This window comes from Paenibacillus sp. 01T424, assembly GCF_056398745.1.
The window spans coordinates 144,549-167,601 of the sequence record NZ_JBFTPZ010000005.1; the positions used below are offsets into that span (position 1 = coordinate 144,549).

The 23,053-nt window shown below is 42.6% G+C and carries 17 protein-coding genes; 2 read left to right on the forward strand and 15 right to left on the reverse strand.

All coding sequences use genetic code 11. The annotated features are described in order from the left end of the window. Window positions 1–7: 7 nt before the first annotated feature. From AC1DPK_RS06295 to AC1DPK_RS06335, 9 genes are all read right to left on the reverse strand, one after another. The gene (locus tag AC1DPK_RS06295) at window positions 8–1,021 is read right to left on the reverse strand and encodes an S-layer homology domain-containing protein (protein WP_477509685.1); all 1,014 of its coding nucleotides are present in this window, start codon (window positions 1,019–1,021) and stop codon (window positions 8–10) included. Between the two features lie 74 nt (window positions 1,022–1,095). Next, window positions 1,096–6,519 carry a family 78 glycoside hydrolase catalytic domain gene (locus tag AC1DPK_RS06300; RefSeq protein WP_477509686.1) on the reverse strand — a complete coding sequence of 1,808 codons (5,424 nt, stop codon included), beginning with the start codon at window positions 6,517–6,519 and terminating at the stop codon, window positions 1,096–1,098. Window positions 6,520–6,700: 181 nt separating this feature from the next. After that, complete coding sequence (rhaS, locus tag AC1DPK_RS06305) at window positions 6,701–7,798, reverse strand: rhamnose ABC transporter substrate-binding protein (protein WP_441875095.1); 1,098 nt, start codon at window positions 7,796–7,798, stop codon at window positions 6,701–6,703. Between the two features lie 68 nt (window positions 7,799–7,866). Beyond that, window positions 7,867–8,856 carry an ABC transporter permease gene (locus AC1DPK_RS06310; protein WP_339202968.1) on the reverse strand — a complete coding sequence of 330 codons (990 nt, stop codon included), beginning with the start codon at window positions 8,854–8,856 and terminating at the stop codon, window positions 7,867–7,869. Window positions 8,857–8,860: 4 nt separating this feature from the next. Continuing rightward, window positions 8,861–9,910, reverse strand: coding sequence for an ABC transporter permease (locus AC1DPK_RS06315; protein WP_441875092.1), 1,050 nt, complete (start codon window positions 9,908–9,910; stop codon window positions 8,861–8,863). 15 nt (window positions 9,911–9,925) lie between these two features. Next, complete coding sequence (locus AC1DPK_RS06320; protein ID WP_477509687.1) at window positions 9,926–11,440, reverse strand: sugar ABC transporter ATP-binding protein; 1,515 nt, start codon at window positions 11,438–11,440, stop codon at window positions 9,926–9,928. Between the two features lie 224 nt (window positions 11,441–11,664). Further along, complete coding sequence (locus tag AC1DPK_RS06325) at window positions 11,665–13,314, reverse strand: response regulator transcription factor (RefSeq protein ID WP_477509688.1); 1,650 nt, start codon at window positions 13,312–13,314, stop codon at window positions 11,665–11,667. A gap of 2 nt (window positions 13,315–13,316) precedes the next feature. Further along, window positions 13,317–15,152, reverse strand: coding sequence for a cache domain-containing sensor histidine kinase (locus AC1DPK_RS06330; protein WP_441875083.1), 1,836 nt, complete (start codon window positions 15,150–15,152; stop codon window positions 13,317–13,319). Beyond that, a complete protein-coding gene (locus AC1DPK_RS06335; RefSeq protein WP_477509689.1) occupies window positions 15,142–16,179 on the reverse strand; it encodes an autoinducer 2 ABC transporter substrate-binding protein in 1,038 nt (345 codons plus the stop codon). The genes AC1DPK_RS06330 and AC1DPK_RS06335 overlap by 11 nt, the downstream gene beginning before the upstream one ends. Before the next feature lie 384 nt (window positions 16,180–16,563). On the opposite strand from AC1DPK_RS06335, the gene AC1DPK_RS06340 reads away from it, so the two are divergent. Continuing rightward, window positions 16,564–16,716, forward strand: a complete 153-nt coding sequence (locus AC1DPK_RS06340) for a hypothetical protein (RefSeq protein ID WP_441875077.1) — start codon at window positions 16,564–16,566, stop codon at window positions 16,714–16,716. A gap of 301 nt (window positions 16,717–17,017) precedes the next feature. On the opposite strand, the gene AC1DPK_RS06345 is transcribed toward AC1DPK_RS06340, so the two are convergent. The 4 genes from AC1DPK_RS06345 to AC1DPK_RS06360 form a co-directional block, all read right to left on the reverse strand. Then, window positions 17,018–17,365: a c-type cytochrome gene (locus AC1DPK_RS06345; RefSeq protein WP_477509690.1), complete on the reverse strand. Its 348-nt coding sequence runs from the start codon at window positions 17,363–17,365 to the stop codon at window positions 17,018–17,020. A 153-nt stretch (window positions 17,366–17,518) separates the two neighbouring features. Next, complete coding sequence (locus AC1DPK_RS06350) at window positions 17,519–17,650, reverse strand: hypothetical protein (RefSeq protein ID WP_477509691.1); 132 nt, start codon at window positions 17,648–17,650, stop codon at window positions 17,519–17,521. A 1,318-nt stretch (window positions 17,651–18,968) separates the two neighbouring features. Then, a complete protein-coding gene (locus tag AC1DPK_RS06355; protein WP_477509692.1) occupies window positions 18,969–19,166 on the reverse strand; it encodes a hypothetical protein in 198 nt (65 codons plus the stop codon). A gap of 71 nt (window positions 19,167–19,237) precedes the next feature. After that, window positions 19,238–19,552, reverse strand: a complete 315-nt coding sequence (locus tag AC1DPK_RS06360) for a hypothetical protein (protein WP_477509693.1) — start codon at window positions 19,550–19,552, stop codon at window positions 19,238–19,240. Window positions 19,553–19,860: 308 nt separating this feature from the next. Between AC1DPK_RS06360 and AC1DPK_RS06365 the strand changes: the two genes are divergently transcribed. Further along, window positions 19,861–21,687: an APC family permease gene (locus tag AC1DPK_RS06365; protein WP_477509694.1), complete on the forward strand. Its 1,827-nt coding sequence runs from the start codon at window positions 19,861–19,863 to the stop codon at window positions 21,685–21,687. Window positions 21,688–21,752: 65 nt separating this feature from the next. Here the strand turns inward: AC1DPK_RS06365 and AC1DPK_RS06370 are convergent, their stop codons facing one another. Continuing rightward, the gene (locus AC1DPK_RS06370; protein WP_477509695.1) at window positions 21,753–22,334 is read right to left on the reverse strand and encodes a hypothetical protein; all 582 of its coding nucleotides are present in this window, start codon (window positions 22,332–22,334) and stop codon (window positions 21,753–21,755) included. 232 nt (window positions 22,335–22,566) lie between these two features. Further along, the gene (locus AC1DPK_RS06375) at window positions 22,567–22,866 is read right to left on the reverse strand and encodes a hypothetical protein (RefSeq protein ID WP_076265619.1); all 300 of its coding nucleotides are present in this window, start codon (window positions 22,864–22,866) and stop codon (window positions 22,567–22,569) included. Window positions 22,867–23,053 lie beyond the last annotated feature (187 nt).

A 23,053-nucleotide genomic window follows, 5' to 3' on the forward strand; every position in this document is an offset into this window, starting at 1 on the left:
TATCGTTCTATTTTTGCTTCAGCATTGCAAGGATGACGACTACCGACTCAGCCCGAGTAGCATGCTCATGAGGTGCAAACCGGTTACCATCTCGCCCTTTGATAATTCCTGTCTCCACAGCTGCAGCTACGTAACCAGTCGCCCAAACAGGAATTTCTAACGCATCCGCAAACTGCAGCTTCGTTTTTTGGTCTGCTTTTAGATCAAGAGCCCTCATGACGACAGCAACCATTTCTGTCCGATTAATTAACTGGTCTGCGCGGAAGCTTCCGTCATCATAACCTTTTAATAGACCTGCCTTAACCGCTGTTGCGATATACGGTTTCGCCCACGCAGCAATTCTATCGCTATCGTTGAAGGCAAGTTTACTGTCTGCTCCAAGTTCTAGATGAAGCGCCCGAACCATCATAGCAGAGAACTCCGCACGCGTTACTGCGCGGTTAGGAAGGAATGTTCCATCGGCATACCCCGTAACAAAACCGAGCTCTGCCGCTTCCCTAATCGCACTCTCAGCCCAATGTCCTTTAATATCTTTCCAATCCACAGTAATAGATTTTCCAGCTACAGTTACCTGCAGCACAGGTTTCAGTTCATTCATCTCCAATTTCGAATTAACAAGCTGCACAGCTTGAAGGCTGACCTCAGCATTCCCCTCAGCAATTCGCTCAAATTTCAGCAATACCAGCTCTTTGTCCCCTGTCTCGCCAGCTGAATTGCCTGTCTTCGTATGGGCAAACCGAATGGTCCCCTTCTTTACGATCGGATCGACAGAAAAACCTGTCAATGCCGTATGTGCTCCAACAAACTTCAATCGAGTGGAATCGTATTTCATCGAAATATCATAGGCAAATACATCGGTTAAGTTTTTTCCTACTACTGATATTTCAGTTTTGGCTTCTTGACTAGTAATCTTTAGTTCAAAAGAAGCAGCTGCCTTATCCGCCATTGCCGAAATGGGCATTAAACTGAACATACTGATTAAAATTGTGAATACTATCACCATTCTCTTTGCATTCGACATATCGCATGAATCCTTTCATCGCAGAGTTTATGAGGCAGGTTAGTGTGCCTGCCTCCTATTCGAAATTCGTATGTCTATTCCAAGCTCCACTCTTCAAGAATCATTTGCGCAATGGAAGCTAATACACGAATGTCGATTACATTTGCGCCGATCACATCTGCTTTCTCAATTTCAGACCAGTTTGGATCTTTGTAGGTGACACCATAGAAATTCGCTATAATCGACAGATCTCGAATTGTAACCTTCGTTTGTCCCTCGATCAGTGTCACAATCTTCGCTTTGAAAACTTGAAGAGCTTTGTTTAGCATCGTTACAGCCTCATCTATTTGCCACTGGCTGCTTCCTGTATTCTTGGCTGTGTTAATGGCTGCCAGCAGCAGCGCTTTTGATCCCGCAGCGTACTTGCCGACCTTTGTGCCTTCGATTGCCCTGTCATGTTTTAATTGTGCTTCTGCAATCAATCGGTTTAACTCCGTCCTGTCACCAGGAGCTGATGGAATCACCGAATCATTAAACACTTTTACTGCTCCATTCAAGCCGTTAAGCGCTATGGTGACTTGCTCCACAGTCGCATTCGGATCATTCTTCACTGCAATCGCACTGTTGATTACTGCTTGCAATGCCGCCTTAGAACCTGTTGGATACTGACCCGGCTGCGTGCCTTCCATTGCGACATCATGTAACGCCTGCGCTTGTTCGATTGCCGTATTCAGCGCTGTTTTGTCAGCGAGGAGCACTTCCATCGAGAGTACAGCTCGCGATACATTCATCATTGTTCCCTTGCCACTATCCGACACTTGGAAATCAGACAGCGATACCGTTGTATTGCCTGCTTGTGCACTCGGTTTCACCTTCCCGTGGAGGCGGAACAGATTGCCACCGTCAATACCTGCTTGCTGCTGGCCTGAGGTGACCATGATGATCCGAATCTGGCCAAGCTCGGGTTTAACCGCCGTTCCAAACACTTCGAAATTCGGCTTCAACGACTGAATGACCGATGGGTCCAGCGAGAGGTAAGTACTTTCCCCAACCGTCTGGAATTCGAATTTCTGCGGGTCATAATGAACAATAACATCAAGAGCCGTGAAGTTTGAGCCTACATTTTCAGCACCGATCGTCCACTCCGTTCCCTGTCCTGCTATGACAGTGTCACTTCCTGACAAAGCAGCCATATCTCGTTCTGCGGAAGCTGCGGTTACCGTAACATTTAGCGCAGCCGTCTTGCTGCCGTCTTCTGTCGTCGCAGTTATGACGCCATTTACTTGATCTGCTCCCTTATTGGTTGCTGTTACAGTTGCTTTCGTTGTATCGCTAGCCTCATCATAATGAACATTCGTGACGATAATATTCTCGTGATTGGACTCAAAGTGCACCAGCTTATTTGCAGCATTTGCCGGAAGCACTGTCGCAGCAATTTCGATGCTTTCTCCATCCTTCATTTCGAGCGAAGTACGATCCAAGCTTATGCCAGTAACGGGCAAGCCAGCTTGATTGTTATATACCTCCAGCTCAGCTAATTGGAGCCTATAGTAAATATCGTCTGATGCCATATCCCCAAGCTTATTGACCGACAGCCTCACATATCTAGCGGTTTGGTTTTCAAACGTATACAGCTGTGGCAGCATCAACGGGTTCGGCTCACCAGTCATTCTCTTTACTTCTAAATAATCTCCGCCATCAGGCTTAACCTGAATAAGGAAATCAATAGGGTAGGAGGCGGTTCGTGAATCCTTTGTACTGGAATCCGTTCTTGGATACAGCACCACACTATTCAGATCTTGATTCGCACCCAGATCAATCTCTACCCAAAGCGGATTGTTTTCTTGCGACTGCGAAGGAGAGCCTGTTGATGAATATTTTCGCGCCAAATTGCCGTTCGTGAGCCCTGCTGCCCCCCACTCTGGCGAAATCTCCAACGTTTCGCGTGCGGTTGCCTTTTTGCCTAACGCCAGATTCGCCCCGGTAACTACGATCAACCGAATAGAGGAGGTAAGCACAACTTCTCCTGATTTTACCGTTGCAGTAATTTCTGCGGAGCCGGGTCCAACTGCAGCTGCGATTCCGTTATCAGCAACCTTGATCACATTAGTGTTGCTGCTCTCATACTTAATCTCAGCATTAGTGAAATCGGCTTCCATTCCATTATCCATACTTCCGCTTAATGTGAGCTGAGTTTGTTCACCATGCTGCAGCTTCGTTGCTTTGCTGCTCAAGTTGATGCTTTCCAGCTTTAAGTTGGAATCAGCCATTGTACTAGCGAACGAGTATGCTCCAGATCCGACCGAATAGACCGCTTTGTCCCCTTCCATTCGCAAAAACTTGACACCAACAGCTTCTTCAGCAAGCTGTCCGCCTTCGCTCACGGATGCTTGATCTACCGCTGGAATGTATACGGTCGCTGTTGTATTAGCTGGAATCGTCACATTCAGCTTGAAGGCTGAGCCTTCCTGCTCCCAGCGGCTCTTGATCAAACCGTAAATAGACTTGTATTCTCCATTCACATGGCTAAACTCTCCACCAGGTGTAGGCTGAATGATAATATGTTTGAATCCAGGCTGCTCTGGATCTGCCTCGATTCCTGCCGCATAGCGGAACATCCATTCTCCAACGGAGCCAAGCGAATAATGGTTAAAAGAGTTCATTCCTGCGTCACCGAATCCATTCTCCTGTGTATAGGAATTCCATCTCTCCCAAATGGTCGTTGCGCCATTTTTGATGCTGTATCCCCATGATGGGTACGTATCGTTCGTCAACAAGCGGTAAGCAACCTCTGTATAGCCCGCTTCTGTTAGTACCGGCAGCAAATAACCTACACCAAGAAACCCGGTCGACAGATGCCAGTTTTTACTTTTAATATTGTTAACTAAATGCTCGGCAGCTTTCTTCTTGATATCTCCATCCAATAAATCCATGTGCAGTGCAAACACATAACCTGCTTGTGTATTGCCTTTGATCTGTCCGTCCAAACCAACAAATGCGGTGTTAAAAGCAGCTTTAATATCTTTAAATAATTGACTATATTTCTCCGCATCGTCTGTTTTCCCAATGATCGCTGCCATCTTGGACAATAAATTCGTGCTGTATGCAAAATAGGCCGTATTCACCACATCCGTTGGTGTAGTTTCATTCACGCTCAACCAGTCTCCGTAACCACCAGCCGGACGAATGAGCTTGTTGCTGTTCGTTTTGAGAAACTCGATCCATTTCACCATCGCATCATAATGCTCTTTGATTACGGAAGTGTCGTTATAAGCTAAGTACAGTGTCCATGGGATAATAACGCCTGCATCTCCCCAGCCGTTGCTTCCATTGCCCATTCCGCTAACATTTGGCGCAACGTCTGGGAATGCTCCATTTGCCCCCTGCGCATCAACAACATCCCGCATATATTTCTCGTAAAACCCAGGAACTTCCATGTTATAGGTAGCAGTGCGAACGAACACCTGAGCATCTCCTGTCCAGCCCATTCGTTCATTACGCTGAGGACAGTCTGTTGGAACGCTTAAAAAATTTCCTCGTTGTCCCCATGTGATGTTGCTATAAAGCTGATTGACCATCGGATTGGAGGTTTCAAATGTCCCGGTCTTCGGTGTATCGGTGTGAACAACAATCCCCGTTATGCTATCTAAAGCAGGTTCACCCGGATAACCAGTCACTTCTACGTAACGGAAACCGTGGAATGTGAAATGCGGTTCATATTGCTCAAGCCCACTTCCTTTTAGGACATATTCATCTGTTTGTTTAGCTGTACGCAAGTTCTCCGTGTAAAGCGTCCCATCATCATTCAGCATCTCGGCAAACCGCAGCTTCACTTTCGTTCCGGCAGTGCCTTCGACTTTTAACCTTGCCCAGCCAACCATGTTCTGTCCCATATCAAAAATATAAGTACCGGCACTAGGTTGCTTCACTGAGTTCGGCTTCAATTCTTCCGTCGCCTTGACGGTAGGGCCTACCTGTGCAACCAGCTTCCCGCGGAAATGGCTGACCTCTTTTACATCGTTCCATGATGAAACGTCATAATTCGAACGGTTCCACTTATCCATTTCTTTGCGCGCGTCATATGTCTCTCCCATTAGAATGTCGGAGTAGCGAACGGGACCCGAAGTCGTTGAATGCCAAGAAGAATCGGTCATTACCGTTTCACTTGTGCCATCCTCATATTCAATTTTTAATTGGAATAAAAACGACAGCTCTGTTCCGTACTGATTTGGACCAACATGTGCCACATTTCCCGCGTACCAACCGTCACCCAGCATTGCCCCAACCGCATTTCCTCCTTCAAGGAGCATGTCGGTTACATCATAGGTCTGATACTGCAAACGCTTATTGTAATCCGTCCATCCCGGATTAAAGAAATCGCTGCCTACCCGTGTCCCATTTAGGCTGAGCTCATAAAGTCCAAGCGCCGTCGAGTAGACAGTCGCTTTGCGTACTGGCTTCGCAATTTCAAAATCTTTCCTCAGCATAGGTGAGCTTCTGCTCTCGACTTTCTGATAAAAGGTGCCGTTCTCTACGAGTAGTTTTCCATCTTCCGTTAATTGTCCCCCTTCAAAGCTTGCTGCTTCCTTATCATCAAAATTTGCTTGAAACAACTCCTTGCCGTGTTCATCCTTAATGACGATATTGTCGAACAAGGCGCGCTCATTCGTCCTTGCGTCTTTATGCTGGCGGAATCCAATAGGACCGAATGATATATTGTCATTTTTCATCGTGTCGATTAACTCATTGTTGATGTAGGTTTTGATTTCTTTGCCGTTCACTTCAATTTTCAGATGATAAGCAACATTCAATTGCTTGTCATTCGGAATGACACGTGAAATATCTACTTCCTTCATAAGCTTCGTACCGCCGACATTCGTGTGTGGCCGAAACTGGGCATACGCTTTTTCTTTTACGTTAAACTGCCAGAAAAAATTATTGGAAGCATTAGGTCCGCCAAACAAAATGGCTGCCCCATCATTTAATATTATAAAATCCAGCTCGATAGAATAGCTTGACGGTACAGTCGCAGGTGTTGAGGCGGCAATCCACTTGGCTTGCCAATCAGCAGGCGCGAGCAATCCCATTTCCCACGAGCCCAGCTCACTCCATGCTGAAGCGTGATCATGGTTATCCCAAACCTTCACTTTCCAGAAATAACGTTTTCCGGATTGTAAAGCTTCTCCTTTGTATTCCACATTGTTGGAATCGCTGGACATGATTTTGCCAGAATCCCAAATGTCTCCTTCATTGCCAGCCAAACGGCTCTCTTCTGAAGCGACAATGATTTGATAGGCAGTTTGCATCTGTGCTCTCTCTGTTGATTCAAGCAACCAGCTGAGTCTCGGCATGGTGTTATCGATTCCGATTGGGTTATGGCTATACTCTGTATGTAAGTCATATGCAGTCATTTGGCCCGTTCCTTCTGCTCCGAATGCGGCTACTGGCTGTAATAAAGCAATTACAAGAACAGTTGCTAAAAATAAACCAAGCAGCTTCTTCCTGAACAAACTATTCATTTGCCAAAACACTCCCTTTTTCATTACATTGGTATCGCTCTCAATTTGGAAGACTAAACATAAATCCATAAAAAAATAGCCGGGAGTACAAGAAAGGATATCCTGCTTGCTGCAGGTCCTTCAACGACTACCCGGCCAATCTTCTCATTCTTCGATTATGTGTAATGATGAAAGGATTGTTTTAATAAACATCCTTCCATTCAGCGATGTTAGAGGAATCGAATTTGAAGGGATCGCCAAGCATAATTTGCGTGCCTTCACCGTCTTTCACGACTTCTTTCTCACCTAGTTTGCCAGCTGTCAGCTTATCCCCAACCGCACCTGTAATCTTGCCGTTCACCAATGCGTCAGCTGCATAACCGGACAAGTACCCAACATCAATCGGATTCCACAAATACATCCACTGACATACGCCGCTCACGATGTATTCCGCCATTTCACTTGGCAGGCCAAGACCGGTCAATTGCACTTTCCCAGTGAGACCCTTATCCGTTAAAACCTTGCCCGCTGCCGCGATTCCTACTGTCGTTGGCGCAATAATACCTTTCAGATCAGGATACGATTTCAAGAGCGCCTCAGTCTCGGACACGCTTTTATCACGCAAATCATCACCATAAGCTACTTTAACGAGCTTGATTTTACTGTATTTCGAATCCTCCAGCTCTTTCTTCATCCATTCGATCCATGTGTTTTGGTTTGTCGCTTGAGAGGTCGCGCTCAGGATCGCAATTTCGCCTTCGCCGCCAATCATTTCCGATACGCCTTGAATTAGTGTGCGGCCGATACGCTCAGGATCTGCTTGATTTACATGAACCATGCGACTGGCTGCGTTAACCGCTGAATCTAAAGAAAGCACTTTAATTCCTTGTTTCATCGCTTTCTTCAGCGCCGGCTGGAGCGCGTCCGGATCATTTGCCGCAATTGCGATCACGTCCACCTTTTGCGAGATAAGCTCTTCAATCATTTGAATTTGCGCTTCTGCTGTCGGCTGATCAGGCGCCTTCAAAATCGCTTCATATCCGAGCTCTTCAACAGCATTTTTGTAGCCTTCCATTTGCTTCTCACCGTATGGATTACCCGTGTTTTTAAAGATAATGGCATATTTCTTCTTTTTCGTGCTGTCCGATGTGTCATTTCCCTTGTTTTTCTCTGTAGCTTCGCTCTTGTTGCCGCCCGTATTTTTGGAGTTATTGACGCTGTTGCCTCCTCCGCATGCGGTTAACATCGAGATCGTAAGCAAAACAGTTAAACAAACGGATAACACCTTGTTTCTTTTCATTGTTTTTCCTCCCTTTTTTTGTCCAATCCTTTATATACAAAACAGCCGATCGACTGTATTGCACCAACTTAAGTTTTCTTCGTACGACTCCGGCCTACTTTAAGCCTCGGAACAGCGACGGCGAATATAAGCAGCAAGCCTATAATAATGAGCAGGATTTGCGCTTGTACGTTAACTAATCCTAAACCATAACGCAGGAAACCTATGAGGAAGACCGCTAGTATGGCTCCTACCATTCTTCCTTTTCCTCCAGCCGTGCTAATGCCGCCGAGAACAACCATGGCAATGACATCGAGTTCATACCCCATCGCAATATTAGGACGCGTGCTTCCCATACGGGAAGTTAGAAACAAAGCAGTCACAGCGGACATCAGTCCTGCAAGCGTAAAGACGATTACTTTTACACGATCGACATTCACACCTGAGAAGCGGGCCGCGTTGATGTTATTCCCCATCGCGTACAATTGTCGGCCGAACACGGTTTTGTGCAGCAGTAAGCTAAACACAATGGCAAATACCGCAAAAACGATCAAGATAAACGGAATCGGTCCCACGTACCCCCAGCCCAAATAGCTAAACCACTCTGGAAAAGATCCTGCTGCTTGATCTTCCAAAATAATGTAGGCGATTCCCCGATAAATGATCATCGTTGCCAAAGTAATGATAACTGCGGACAATTCCTTGTACTTCACAATAAGGATGCCGTTAATCCATCCGCAAATGGTGCCCACTGCCAAACAAATGACCATAGCCAGCACAATAGGGACTCCTTTATTGAATAAGTCCGCCATAATAACAGACGATAATGCTACAATCGATGCGACGGATATATCGATATCCGCGAGGATGATGATGAACACCATAGGGAGCACGATAAATGCTTTATCCAGAAATCCCATCGTTGCATCTCGCAAATTATCGTAATCCCAATAAAACTCAGATAGATTCATATTCATGACGGTTATGGCAAGAAACAATACCACCAACATCCATTCCCACTGAAGGAAAAACCTTTTGAAGGAAAAATCCTGCTTATTCGTAACAATTCTCGGCTCCATAGCGTTAGATTTTCCTCCTCATAAGATTGTTGCGATCAACGCCGCGCTTGACGATTGCATTAATAAGGACCGCGATCAAAATAATTGCGCCTTGAATGCCGTTCTGCCAAAATGGCGATACGTTAATCAAAGGAAGTGCATTATTCAAAATACCTAGTAAAATAGAGCCAAGGATGATGCCCGATATTTTGCCAGAACCGCCTGCAATGCTCACACCGCCTAGTACACACGCAGCAATTACGCTGAGCTCATAACCCGATGCGGTATCACCTTGCGCTGATGCAAATTTGGATACCCATAGCACACCTGCTAAGCCGGAGAGACCGCCCATAATGGAATATACGAGCCATAAAATTTTGTCTACCTTAATGCCGCTTATTACTGCCGAATCTGGATTGCTTCCAACAGCATAGATTTGTCTGCCCGTTCGGGTATGATTAACAAAATAATAAGCGACGAAATAAATGAGGATTGCAATAAAGATCAGATTATTGATTCCGAGCGTTGTTCCCGTTGCCATCGCTTTGAAACTTGTAGGCATTTGATGTGCACTAACCCATTTGCCCCCACTAGTTAGATAAGTAAACCCGCGGAACACGTTCATCATCCCGAGTGTGGCTATGATGGGCAGGATACCGATTTTGGAAACCAGGAAACCAATGATCACACCGCTGACAAGTCCCGTTAAAGTGCCGATCAGAAGGGCGACGACAGCTGGTATTTCCGGAAATGCACTGACCGTCTGTGCCGCGATCATGCCTGAAAGAGCCAATGTTGCACCGATGGAAAGATCAATTCCGCGGGTAACGATTACGAGCATCATCCCCACAGCCAAAATGCTCAAAATCGCGGTGTTCGTTACCATATCGTTTATATTTTCCAAGGTCAAAAAGCTGGGATTGCGAAGCTGAACGCCAATTGAAAGCAAAACAATAAATCCGAGTAGTCCAAGCTCTCTGAATTTGGCGATCTTAGCGCTGAGCGTGCGCGTTGGCCTTGTAGCTCTAAGCGAAGCTGCGGTTATACCTCTCGTACTGAGTTCTCTCTCCTGCATGTGTCATGCCCACCTTTAATGTTGTTGTATAAGAGGGCGATCGTCAGCCATTGATGCTTGAAGTATCGCTTCCTGCGAGATCGAATCGCGGTCTAGAAAAGCTGTTATCCGGCCCTCGCGCATGACGGCTACCCGATCGCACATCCCAATCATTTCAGGCATCTCTGACGATACCATCAGTATCCCATACCCTTGACATGCCAAATCGCTGATCATTTCATATATGGCAGATTTGGCGCCAACATCCACACCTTTGGTTGGTTCATCCAAAATGATGACATCCACATCAGCAGTCAGAAGCTTTGCAAATACAACCTTCTGCTGGTTGCCGCCTGAGAGCGAGCTAGCCAAATCAAATATGCTTTTTGCTTTAACATTTACCTTCTCAGCTAATTGCTTAGCGATACTCGCTTCCTTATCGGTGTTAAGAACACCTTTGCTTGAAATCTTCTCAAGCGATGATAATGTTATATTTCTACCGATGCTCCACTGTAGAACGAGCCCCTGCTTCTGCCTGTCCTCCGGCAAGTAGCCAATCCCCATACGCATCGCATCGATCGGTTTTCGGATGTTCACTTCCTGCCCCTTGAAGAATACCTTTCCTTTGTCGCTTCGCTCAATGCCGAAGATGCTTTGGCAAACCTCTGTCCGTCCTGCCCCAACGAGACCAGTCAATCCTAATATTTCCCCTCTTCGCAGCGCAAAAGAAATATCAGCAAAGTAGCCGGTTCTGCCAAGACCTTCAACCCGAAGCAATTCTTCCCCAATCTGCGCTTCCTTCTTCGGAAACAATTGCGTAATTTCACGACCTACCATCGCAATAATTAGATCTTGGTTCGATATTTCATCCACTTTCCAAGTCCCGATGTATCTGGAATCCCGGAATACGGTCACCTTGCTGGCCAGTCGATACATGTCCTCGAAGCGATGAGAGATAAAAATAATAGCTGTTCCCTTGTCACGCAAACGCTCTGTAATGCGATACAAGTCTTCGCTTTCCCTATTGGTAAGAGCGGCTGTTGGTTCATCCATAATAATGATCTTCGCATCAACAGAAAGCGCTTTCGCAATTTCGACGATTTGCTGCTCAGCTACACTTAATGCTCCCATTTGCGTTTTGGGGCTGAATGCTGCGCCAAGCTCCTTCAGAAGCTTATCGGCCTCCTTATGCATTTCGTTCCAAAGAATCCGCTTAGTCCCTTTTTGAATTTTCTCATGCCCCATAAATATATTTTCTGTGACGCTTAAATCAGGATAACAAGTAACATGCTGATAAATGGCTGCAATGCCCCTCCGCTTCGCATCCGTAGGATTTTTAAAATCCACGCGTTGTCCATCAAAGAGGATCTCGCCGACATCTGCTGGGTGGACACCGGTAATCACCTTAATAAAGGTTGATTTCCCCGCTCCATTTTCGCCCATCAACGCATGAATCTCACCGGGCTTTAACTTAAAATAGACATTATCAAGCGCCTTGACGCCTGGAAAAGTTTTTGTAATTCCCTCTAGCTCCAAAATGTACTCGGCCATTGCCGGATCACCCTCCATCCTTCGCTGTTCTCTACATGCTGCTGCTTCTTGCTTCCTTCTAGGTCTACCTTACCGAAATTGCAGATCGTGAAGAAGGAGACATTCGTTACTTATGGGGGAGTGTATTCGCTTTGTATATGGAATCCACATTGTATGGCTGTTTGTGAACAAAATAAAAAGGCAGGCGCTAGGCCTACCCTTTAGTTTCTCTACTATACTGACTATCATTTCGAAAACTTCTGTTCTCGATATTTAGATGGCGTCTCCCCAGACCATTGCTTGAACAGCTTACTGAAATACTTTACGTCTTGATAACCAACAAGAACGCTTATATCGTAGAGCTTTAATTGCGAATCAATAAGCAGCTCCTTTGCTTTCTCCATTCTAAGACGCGTGATGTAATCGAGAATTGTTTCACCTGTTTGCGTCTTGAAATGCCGGCAGAAATACGAGGGATTCATATAGACTTGCTCAGCTATACGCTTAATCGTTAAGTCGTCTTGTAGATTGGCTATGATCCAAGCTTTGGCCTGCTCTATCGGTTTCATGCTGCCGCTTTGACGCATTCGTTTCATTTCCAGAACAAGCTGAGCGACCTGCTGATCGAGTTCCACTTTGAGCTCATTAAGATTTATCGCCCGTTTAATCGTTTGAAGTCGGCTCTCGAGCGGATCTAACATTGGCGTATTCACTTTCATTTCAACGCCGACCGAATGGATAAGAATAAATGCGTTCATTATTGCTCGTTGAATTGCAGCAGGCGAATCCATTTTTTCAAGCCGGGCAAAAAACTCCTTCGTAAACTGAACTGCTGCTTGCTCATTTACTTGTTCGACTGCCTGCTTCATTCGCTGCGCAATATGGACAAGCTCATTATCCATTTGGTCTGAAGAGCTCTCCGTCTTGAATTGAATGCCATCTCGGCCAAACAACTGATTGCCGCCATATAATAAACGATAATACATTAATGATAATGCTTGATCCTTTGCTTCTGGCAGCAAATATAAATCCTCAATCGAGCTGCCGCATGAAACAGAAACTGTAAATGGCGTGTAGGACTGAATCGCTGAACGAATTTGACCAGACAGCTCGAACGATGTTTTTTCTAATAAACCGTTGTTTTCGCCATAAGCCTCGGAAAGATGCAGCAATATCCAAAAATTCGAATCGTCCCCTCTCCAGCACCAGCCTATGATTTCTGATTCATTCGAACATTTCTCTACCACTTCTTTGATGATATTCTCAAGCACATAAACATAAGCTTCCCAGTCTTTTGGGGTATAACTTCTTGTTTTTACCGGAAGAGCATCGAGGCCTACATATTGAAGGACGTATCGGCCTTTCGGAAACTCATCCACCCAATATCCTAGCCGCGAAATATCGAGCCCTGCCGAAGTAACATAGCTTAATAGTTGCACTTGTTGCGATGTTTTTAACTCCTCGGATTTTCTTTCCATCTCATTCCATTTCATATGCTGAAACCGTCCGCTTTCAATTTTCACCTTGATTTCTGTCATTCGATTCTTAAACTGCTCCCGGTCTATCGGCTTTAAAAAATAGTCAACAGCTCCTTCTCGAAGCGCTGTCTGAATATATTGAAACTCATCATAACCACTGATCACAAGCGGAAAGAAGGAATAATGGCGTTTTCCCTCGCTTATTAACGTTAGACCATCCATCACGGGCATCTTCACATCCGTAATAAGCAAATCTACTGCTCCTTGTGACTGATGCAAATAATCCATTGCTTCTTTGCCATCAGACAGCGTCGCAACGATTTCCCACCCCTCACCGCAAGAGCGTATGAGTCTAGCAATGCCGTTTCGAATCATTTCTTCATCATCTACAATCAATGTTCTGATCGCCTTGTGCATGCTTACTCCTCCTTGCTTTTCGATTTTTCTGCCACATCGTTCAGGGTGATGACAGGAATACGGATAATAACCTCTGTTCCCTTACCAAAAATGCTATGAAGCTGCACCCCATACTGCTGGCCTAACATAATCATAATTCTAGCGTTTACATTACTTAGCCCAAAACCAGAATCCTTGTGGGCTAGTGTCTCCGATCTGAGTGACCTCTCGAGCTTCTCCAATCGATCATGATCGATACCCGGACCATTGTCCCATATGCGAAAAACGATATCTTCTTCTCCAGAACGCGCACCAAATTCACGACTGATGCTTAGACGAATATCGAGTGCTTTACGGGTTTCAAGTCCATATTTAATGGCATTCTCAATAACCGGCTGCAAAATAAATTTGGGTGTATAAAAGGATTCGATGTCCGTTTTTTTATCGATCTCAAACAACAGCCGATCATTGAATCGATATTTCTGAATGGTCAAATAATTGCTAATATGCTGGACTTCATCCGCAATCGCTACAAATTTGTTTTTGTTGCTAACCGAAAAACGAAGCATACGACCAAGCAGTGTAACCATCTCGACAACCATATCCGATCTGCCGTCCTCTACCGCCATGTTAATGGTCTCCAGCGTATTGTACATAAAGTGCGGATTGATCTGAGACTGAAGGGCGTACAGCTCAGCTTCCTTCTGTCTAATTTTGATATCAAAATTCGTTTCGATCAGCTCATGAATCGTAGCTACCATCGAATTAAAGCTGCGCGCGAGTGCTCCAATCTCATCATTGCTTTCAACCTTAAGATCCACCTGAAACCTGCCCATTTCCACATCCTTCATTAGACGGGAAAGCTTCTTGATCGGCCGCGTTACATTCATAGCGAAGAAAATCGAAATAATCGAAGTAATGAGGACAAAGCAAATAAATACAAAAATGGTCACATTCATAACCAAATCTGTACGCTCTGTTAAATATTTTAGCGGTATGCTATGAGCTAGTATCCAATCAAAATCATTTGATTCGCTAAGACTTACGATCACCGCTTTTTTCCCTGACCCTTTTCGAAAGCTGCCGTTAAAAATGGGATATCGATTTATTTCTTCATCAAAGCCTCCTATTTTCTCCTCATCTGTATGAAAGATGATTTCGCCCTCACGGTTCATCAGCCATAAATCCGCTGTATTGTTCTGTTCAAACTCCCGCAATATGTTGTCAATAAAAGAGAGCTTTACCGCAACCAGCATAGTCGCCAGGCTTTTGCGGTTATCCACATCATTCATCTGTTTCATGATCAGTACATAGGGTTCGTTATTCTCGAATGTCAGATTGATTTGGCTAGGAAGAATAATTTTCGCTTTTCCGCGTAAATCAAGATCCTGCCCATAAGGGATAAAAGCATTATCCGCATTAAGACCTGTAAACTTTGATCTCGCACTGTAAAAAAACCTGTTTTTCGAAAATATGAAAACACCCATAACATCGGGGTTCCCCGTATTTAAATAAGTACGTGCCAAATAATTGTTTACCTCGAATTGGTCCTGATTCAGCTGTGAACGGCTCTGATAGGAGTCGCGACGCAAAATAGCGATCATATTGTCAGAGTTGAACATTAATGTATGCAGCTCTGCAAAATCCTCCATATGCTTCGTTATATTCGCATTTGCTTGATACAGAAAACGGGGCATATATTCACCAATTTGTTCTTCAATTGATTTTGTGTACTGCAAATAAGAAAAAGTACCGAGCAGCGACATGGGGATAACGCTTAGCAGTAAATAAACTAATATAAGCTTAGAGCTGAGCCGATAGTTTCTGAAGCGCAGTTGCTCTGGAAATTTAAAAATCATATTGATCCACATTCTCTGCTGTAAAATCGATCGGTTCTCCCATAATGACCGTATCCCTGTTCACCCTAATAGTTCCGACATTATAAATGTCTTGACCATCATATGGCAGCTTGCCTTCGAGCAGATTTTTTGCAAGCACAACAGTTAAATATCCAAGTTTTTTGGGACTCCAAAGTGTCGCCATTTGTGCCGAGCCGTCCTTTAAATAATCGCGCATCAAATTCGGCGTGGAGAGACCGACAACTTTGACCTGACCTGTTTTGCCAGCTTCTCTTACAGCTTGTGCGGCAGCTGGAGGTCCTACAGAAGAATTGCCGATAATGCCTGCAAGATTTGGGTATTTAGCTAACAGTTGTTTTGCTTTCTCATAAGCCTTTTGCGGATCATCTTCCGTCTCTACAATATCAATCAGCTTCATTTTCGGGTAAAACTCACTCTGCTGATGTTTGATCCATTTGAGCCACTCATTATGATTAGAAGCAGAGAAAGCCCCTGTCATAATTGCGTATTCGCCAGTTTCTTCGGTGTTCCATGCAAGCGTATCCAACAAATGGCGGCCTAATGTCTCTGTATCGACCATGTTGACAAAAAAATCTCTGCCTTCTGGATTCGTATCTGCATCCCATGTAATGACCTTGATCCCCTTGCTTTTGGCTTCTAAAATGATGGGCAGCAGCTTTTCTGGATCGTTTGCAGAAACTGCAATCGCATCTACCGACAAATTGATAAGATGTCTAATCACATTAATCTGCTTTGATGCATCAGCGATTGGAGGCCCTTCATAAATGACGTTAACGTCTAAATCATTAGCTGCTTCCATCGCACCTTCTTCAGCAACATTAAAATAAGAAATCCCCATCACTTTTGGTACGATGCCGATGGTGTACTTTCGATGATCTTCCTGTTTCTCTGAGGTTGAATTCGATTTAATGGAATGGATCACGTCATAATCACTTTTTGAGTAACGCCCCTGACATGCGGTTGCAGTAAAAATTAATAACAGGATAACAATCATTTTCCTGAACATGCCTTCACCCTTTTCCATTAACCGTTTGCAATAGTTTCATTAAATGATGACAAAAAATTCGTTGTTGCTTAACAACTGCCTTACCATTGAAAGCGTTTACTTAAATCATTTGAATTCTTCTTTATATTGACGCCACCCCTCGCTGGAATTCATAGCTACTCTATTCTACATTCAGCTTAGCTATCCTCCCATTATGTAAAATTGATAAAAGTTAAATGCAATGTTGACTCCTACACTGAAATTGATTTGTACATTGCTCACATGAACGAAACATATCGGACACATTTAGCAAGGAAATGACTACTTCGAGCTATTATTTTCAGGCACCATTTCCTTTTATAATGATAGGACTAACGAAATAGATTCAGAAAGGAGAAATGAAACATGCTTTATTGGATTATTTTAGGAGGCTTATTTCTGTCAGGCGGCTTATATCTCATGCTGAATGGAGCAAAACTTGTTCAAGAAGACAACGTAATTCAGGATAAGATGGCGAAATCATATGTATCAACACCTCATGAGGATGTCATTTCGTAAGCATACATCACATTTGAAGCTGCAACAAAAAACTTAATAAAAAACAATTGGATCATACGGTGACCGCTCCTCTGCTGGTTGGTGCGAAGCAGCCCATTAAAAATCTTTATCGTTTGGGCGAGAAAATGGTCATCCAATTATCTTGAAGAATATAACTAAACACTCGAAAGAAAAAATGTGTTCAGAAAAGCTACGTTAAGAGATGGAAAAAGGTCTACTCTATAAGTCACTTTGACTTGTAGAGTAGACCCTTGTTTTCTATGTTATAGGCTGAGTCTATAGATTAACGGTTCTTTGGCATTTATTTATGTTCAGCCAGCCATGCAGCCAAACTTTGAATCTGTTCCGTCGTTAAGCTGCTCTCGAACTTTGGCATACCCTTACGACCATTGGAAACAACATCCACTATTTCCTCTTCTGTCAGCTTGACCCCGACCTGCTGCAAATTAGGGCCGGCTCTTCCCTGCAGCTCCGTGCCGTGACAAGAAATACACCTTTTCTTATAAAGTGCCACCGCCTCGCTGCTCTCTGTACCTTCACCGCTGTTGTCCTTATTTGGCACTTCTACTGTTGTTCCTCCGCCGCAAGCAGACAATAACAAAACCAACACAACCGCAACACCTACTGAATACTTTTTTAAACTACCCATTTTAGGTTTAGCTCCTCTCATTTTTGTCGTGGTAACATTACATTTTGATAAAATCCCCTTCACAGGTTTATCTGCCGAGTTGGGCTCGGTGATTCACATGAAGGTGGTACTAGTGAGCTTTGATAGCTTTTAAAAATCTACAAAAGCTTCAAATCATTTAAAAACTTCAAAACCACCTAAAGCTCCTAGAACTCCTAGAGTTCCTAAAGCTCCTAGAGCTCCTAGAGCTTCAAATGCTTCAAATGCTTCAAAAGCATCAAAAAGCATCGATTGCCTTAATATCATTTTCTTTTATACTTGCTTGCTTACGCATGACTCGATAGAGCTATTGGTGGATAAAGTCATATCTTTGTAATAAAGTTTACGATAAATAGCCACATTGAAGCATTTTCCTTGTCCTCTTTCTACTCCTAAAAGCAATAACTACTTTATACCGACTTGCCCTTGGTCTACTTCGTTTATGAATAGATACAATCTCAACTAAGAAAATAACATTACCGATACTTATTCAGAAAAATACGAAGAAAAGAAGCGTTAGTCGAAAAAGAAAATCCATTCTTAATCCCTAAACATTGGCTTAAAAAGGTCAGATGTACGCTGAAGATGCGCTTATTATCTCTCGTAAGACAATAATTAGCTCATTACGCTTTCACTTTTCTCGTTTTATACAGTAAAAGGCTGTCTCAAAAGTAGATTTATCTACGTTTGAGGCAGCCCCTATTTAACGTTGCCTTGTATTGAAGCAATATTTTTACTTTTTAAACTCATTATGTATCGTAGTTTATCCAAATTCACGTAAACTGCTTACAATTTAGACCTTCAAAACCTTTGTTCGCAGCAAACATCATTTTAGATAAATCGCTTACGAACCTAGCAGCTCTTATTTAGACCTTTTTTAATGAATAAAAATTTTTACGAACCCCACAAACCTTATTTCATGTAAAATAACGCATTACACCCTATACAGCATGAAATAACGACGTTACGGTTCGTTAAAACTTTAGAAGAGTAATTTTCTGCATAATAAGGTTGATACAGTTCGTTAGCGAATTGGGCATCGGATGATATGCGCTGACGGTGAGGCAAATGATTAAACACAAAGCTTTTTCAGGCAAATGAATGATAACTTGAGATTTCAATTTTTCATGCATCTTGGCTTTCTAAGTAGTAAACTACGACAAGTAGATTCCTCTTTCCCTATACGCAACAGGTCAAGTTCGCTTGCACACAGAACCTCCAGCGAAGGATTCATCCGTCATATGAACCAACACATATCTTTCCTCAAAAGTTTTAGCATATGTCGATAACGTCCATATATGATGCGGTGAGTAATTCAATCATACCTAGCCTCACTGAAACATCGTAATGGGATCGCAGTTTCTTGAATCAAGCACTAGTAGCGTCAAGTGCTCCTCTCGTATTTCAGCTTGTACATCTTCTCTAACAGCTAAGCCGATCCGAAACACTAGACGATGAAATAAGATAAAGTTACACCAATAACTAAAACGAGAAGTGTAACTATATATTCTTTTGAACCTTCGAGAAACTTCCAATCTACAAATGATTGAAAGCCCGCAACGATAAAAATTAACACCATACAAAACTATTTCATAGCATTTCCTTCTAAATCAATAAAAATAATAATAGCTGTTGCTATGAGTGCTGCGATAATCATTCCCCACATACTCACTTTTTTACCCTTATCTGAAGTTTCTTTTTTTGTGGTTCCAACTATCCATTTTCTTAAAAATAAACTAGCAAAAACGAGTAGTATGCCTACTAACCCAATTTGACCACCCATTAAATCACTCCCTTGCACTCAATCCCATACTTCCGACCACTTGAGCCTGCAAAATGACCTTCGCTACTGATTTATCCTAAAATATTCTCATCGTAAACATTCAACATATAAATTCTTAGACGAAATATCTTTCCCATTATCTTATTATCAAATTTCATATATTTAGCTTCAACAATCATGGTGCTGAATAAATAAAATAATTTCCCTGACACGGTTCGGCTGATTACAGTTGATCCTTTTATCAAAGCTGTATAACAGCCTAATTTTTCATAAAGCTTATTGAATAGTTCTTCATCAATCCTCTTCTTCGGCCACAGATCAAAAATAATTTGTTTTATTATCAAATCCATTTCTTTTTCCAATTCGAGTAAGCGATCATCAATCATTATGTATCCCCCTCAAAATACAAAATGTAAATGTTAGCGATATCCCCCCCTTGTTCACATCAAATGAAATCAAATCCCATTTCATTTGTTTTTGATCCATTGCGGAGAATAAAATTGGCCAACTCATCATTATTTAAACCAAGAACAAATTCCGTGTAATTGTAAGTACCATACTATGTTTATGAAGCTCAAAAGGGAAGGAATGATTATGCGATTGTTAAGTCGCTCCAGTTTTATTTCATAAAGTTTATTTATTTTATTTGCAGGGTAATATACACACAATAAATTAAGCGAGGTGAGGCTAACGAATGTTCTCTTCATTAAAAAGGTTTTTAATCGGACGACCATTAAAATCAACGGAATTAGGCGAGCAAAAACTGAATAAAACAAAAGCTCTTGCCATTCTTTCTTCAGATGCCTTATCTTCTGTGGCATATGGTCCTGAGCAAATATTGTTAGTCTTAATCACCGTTAGTGCCGCCGCTTTTTGGTATTCCATACCGATTGCCATTGGTGTATTGATTTTATTATTAGCACTTATTTTATCCTATAGGCAGATTATTTTTGCATATCCTCACGGCGGAGGCGCTTATGTCGTATCCAAAAAAAATCTAGGTGTATACTCTGGGTTAGTAGCCGGAGGCTCACTGTTAGTTGACTATATCTTAACGGTAGCGGTAAGTGTATCTGCCGGAACAGATGCCATTACATCTGCTTTCCCAAGCTTGCATCCTTATAATGTGATCATTGCGATTATTTTTGTATTATTTATAACCATCTTGAATTTAAGGGGAGTAACGGAGTCCGCTTCAATATTAGCCTTTCCGGTTTATTTATTTGTTTTGGCTTTATTCATTTTAATCATTGTAGGCATTTACAACATTCTATTAGGCAATGTCTCGCCAGAATTACATACACCTATTGGAACGCCAGTGGCAGGAATTAGTTTGTTTCTGCTGCTGAAAGCTTTTTCCTCCGGAAGTTCTGCTTTAACAGGGGTTGAAGCTATTTCGAACGCAATACCCAACTTTAAAAGCCCGTCTCCAAGTAATGCTTCCAAAACGTTAATTGCGATGGGGTCGCTGCTTGCCATATTATTTTCCGGAATCGTATTTTTAGCTTATTACTATGGTATTAGTCCCCGGGAAGAAGTCACCGTTGTTTCAGACATTGCTGAACATACGTTTGGTCGGAACTTTATGTATTATTTTATTCAAGGAACAACTGCATTAATTCTGATCCTTGCTGCTAATACAGGATATTCTGCTTTCCCCTTGCTGGCAGTCAACTTAGCCAAAGATAAATTTATCCCTCGAATGTTTACCATTAGAGGAGACAGATTAGGTTATTCCAACGGCATTATTATTCTAGGCGTTTTCTCAATCCTGTTGATTATAGCATTTGAAGGCCGAACTGAGCATCTCATCCCACTTTATGCCGTAGGTGTATTCATCCCCTTTACACTCTCGCAGACGGGTATGATGGTAAAATGGATTCGTGAAAAACCGCAAGGCTGGATATCTAAGCTAATCATTAACTCAACAGGTGCGGTTATAAGCTTTATCGTCACCATGATGTTCTTTTTAACCAAATTCGCACAGGTGTGGTCCGTATTAATTTTTCTTCCTCTTATCATTTTGCTCTTTCACCGAATTAGAAAACATTATGAATCTGTAGCCGATCAACTGCGAATTACGACCTCTGAGGCCGCTATTCCAATTGAGGGGAATGTGATCATACTTCCTGTGGCTGGTATTACCCATGTGGTCGAGAACTCATTGAATTACGCCAAATCGCTGTCACCTCACCAGATCATTGCGGTTCATATTCCATTTGAAAGAGAGGATGAATTCACTTTCGAAGAAAAATGGAAAACGTGGCAGCCTGATGTGCGACTCGTTACTTTACATTCGCCTTATCGAAGCATCATTCAACCATTAACTAAATTTATTGATACCGTTCAGCGCAAGGCGAGTGAATCAAATTACAAAGTTACTGTCATCATCCCACAGTTTATTCCAAAGAAAGGTTGGCACAATATGCTGCATAACCAATCCAGTTTATTGATTCGTGCTCACTTGTTATATAGAAGAAATGTGATCGTCACTACAGTACCTTATCACTTAAAAAAATAATGACTTGAACGATTATGATGCAATTGTTCCGTGAATAAAAGGCTGCCAATGGCAGCCTTTTATTGCTATCTAGTTGCTGCGATCAAATGACCATTGTTATCCATGCCTCGAAAAACAAATCCCCTATTGTCCTTAGGATTAATTTCTAGATATGATACTGCATACCCATTTCGTACAGGTAATTCAATATATACCGTTGAGTCGCTCTTAATAAATTCCAAATTGTCCTCTTCAACATTGCTAAAATTATCATTGCTAATAATGACTCGCTTTATCTCAGGGTTAATCGTAGAAAATGCAAAAATAATGTCGTACATTTTGTTAGCATTTAATTGAGCTGACCATGTTCGTTGAATGGTATTCGGTTCGTTAGCGCTTGGAGCTAATGGAGAGGTCTCGGATACGCGATATAGAAATCCCCATCTCTTCGTAACGAGCTTAACAAAATCCATATCCTCCATTTTCCATATAACTAGTTTATCCTTTCCGAATGCTTGCTGATATACCGCTTCTCCGTCTGCACGAGCATATGCCTCTTTCAGTGCTTTACTTTCACTAAAAACATACCCGCTTCTATTTCCAAAATAAAATAGGAGCAGACATACACATACAGAGTAAATAAGTATTCTCGACCGTTTTGGCTTCATCTTGTCTCCTATTCGTGAATAATTCTATTGCAAAGTCTTTATCTCATTCTAATTTCACTTAATTCAAAATAATCCCATAATTTACAGACGTGTAATAGGATTGAAAGTTGCGCATAACAGATCGTTCCTTTTACAAAGAAAATAGAAACTGTACGCTTGTATCCTCCCATGAACACAAAAAAGTTGAGCAGAAGTTTTCCTTCTACTCAACTTTTTTTGGGCTGCGCATGGGTTACTCCACGCCGTCCTTGAAGTTTTTAGTATAGTTTTTATCACCTTTGTGCTCCAGGTCCTTCACCGTTTTCTCAAGCGTAGAGACAATCTCTTCTTTAACCTGTGTCAGCGTTTCGTAAAACAACGCCTCTTCCGTACCTATGATTTTGACGCCGCTAATGGCCTGCATGGATTGAAAGCGTCTGTGCTGATCAGCAAGATCGTCAATCGCTTTCAGCGTGTGCATCGTTTGCAGAAATAAATCCTTATGTTGCTGGTTGGAAAGTCGATCCTCAAGTTGTTTCATTCGTGTGTTCATCGGCACTCTTCCCTTCATTTACAATATGAGGATGGCTACTTCAAGCAGTTCCTTACTTCCATTGTATAATTTTCCTTCTGTCAAAAACAACTTTTATCCTTCGCGCTCCAAAATCACTGTCTCCATTCGCCATCTGAAACAAAAAAAACTCCTACACAGATAACATGAAAAATGAATTCATGATTAT

Excerpts from the sequence above, each read along its gene's own strand:
- AC1DPK_RS06295 (WP_477509685.1), bottom strand. The coding sequence starts at position 1,021 with ATGTCGAATGCAAAGAGAATGGTGATAGTATTCACAATTTTAATCAGT.
- AC1DPK_RS06300 (WP_477509686.1), bottom strand. The coding sequence starts at position 6,519 with ATGAATAGTTTGTTCAGGAAGAAGCTGCTTGGTTTATTTTTAGCAACT.
- rhaS (WP_441875095.1), bottom strand. The coding sequence starts at position 7,798 with ATGAAAAGAAACAAGGTGTTATCCGTTTGTTTAACTGTTTTGCTTACG.
- AC1DPK_RS06310 (WP_339202968.1), bottom strand. The coding sequence starts at position 8,856 with ATGGAGCCGAGAATTGTTACGAATAAGCAGGATTTTTCCTTCAAAAGG.
- AC1DPK_RS06315 (WP_441875092.1), bottom strand. The coding sequence starts at position 9,910 with ATGCAGGAGAGAGAACTCAGTACGAGAGGTATAACCGCAGCTTCGCTT.
- AC1DPK_RS06320 (WP_477509687.1), bottom strand. The coding sequence starts at position 11,440 with ATGGCCGAGTACATTTTGGAGCTAGAGGGAATTACAAAAACTTTTCCA.
- AC1DPK_RS06325 (WP_477509688.1), bottom strand. The coding sequence starts at position 13,314 with ATGCACAAGGCGATCAGAACATTGATTGTAGATGATGAAGAAATGATT.
- AC1DPK_RS06330 (WP_441875083.1), bottom strand. The coding sequence starts at position 15,152 with ATGATTTTTAAATTTCCAGAGCAACTGCGCTTCAGAAACTATCGGCTC.
- AC1DPK_RS06335 (WP_477509689.1), bottom strand. The coding sequence starts at position 16,179 with ATGTTCAGGAAAATGATTGTTATCCTGTTATTAATTTTTACTGCAACC.
- AC1DPK_RS06340 (WP_441875077.1), top strand. The coding sequence starts at position 16,564 with ATGCTTTATTGGATTATTTTAGGAGGCTTATTTCTGTCAGGCGGCTTA.
- AC1DPK_RS06345 (WP_477509690.1), bottom strand. The coding sequence starts at position 17,365 with ATGGGTAGTTTAAAAAAGTATTCAGTAGGTGTTGCGGTTGTGTTGGTT.
- AC1DPK_RS06350 (WP_477509691.1), bottom strand. The coding sequence starts at position 17,650 with ATGATATTAAGGCAATCGATGCTTTTTGATGCTTTTGAAGCATTTGAA.
- AC1DPK_RS06355 (WP_477509692.1), bottom strand. The coding sequence starts at position 19,166 with ATGGGTGGTCAAATTGGGTTAGTAGGCATACTACTCGTTTTTGCTAGT.
- AC1DPK_RS06360 (WP_477509693.1), bottom strand. The coding sequence starts at position 19,552 with ATGATTGATGATCGCTTACTCGAATTGGAAAAAGAAATGGATTTGATA.
- AC1DPK_RS06365 (WP_477509694.1), top strand. The coding sequence starts at position 19,861 with ATGTTCTCTTCATTAAAAAGGTTTTTAATCGGACGACCATTAAAATCA.
- AC1DPK_RS06370 (WP_477509695.1), bottom strand. The coding sequence starts at position 22,334 with ATGAAGCCAAAACGGTCGAGAATACTTATTTACTCTGTATGTGTATGT.
- AC1DPK_RS06375 (WP_076265619.1), bottom strand. The coding sequence starts at position 22,866 with ATGAACACACGAATGAAACAACTTGAGGATCGACTTTCCAACCAGCAA.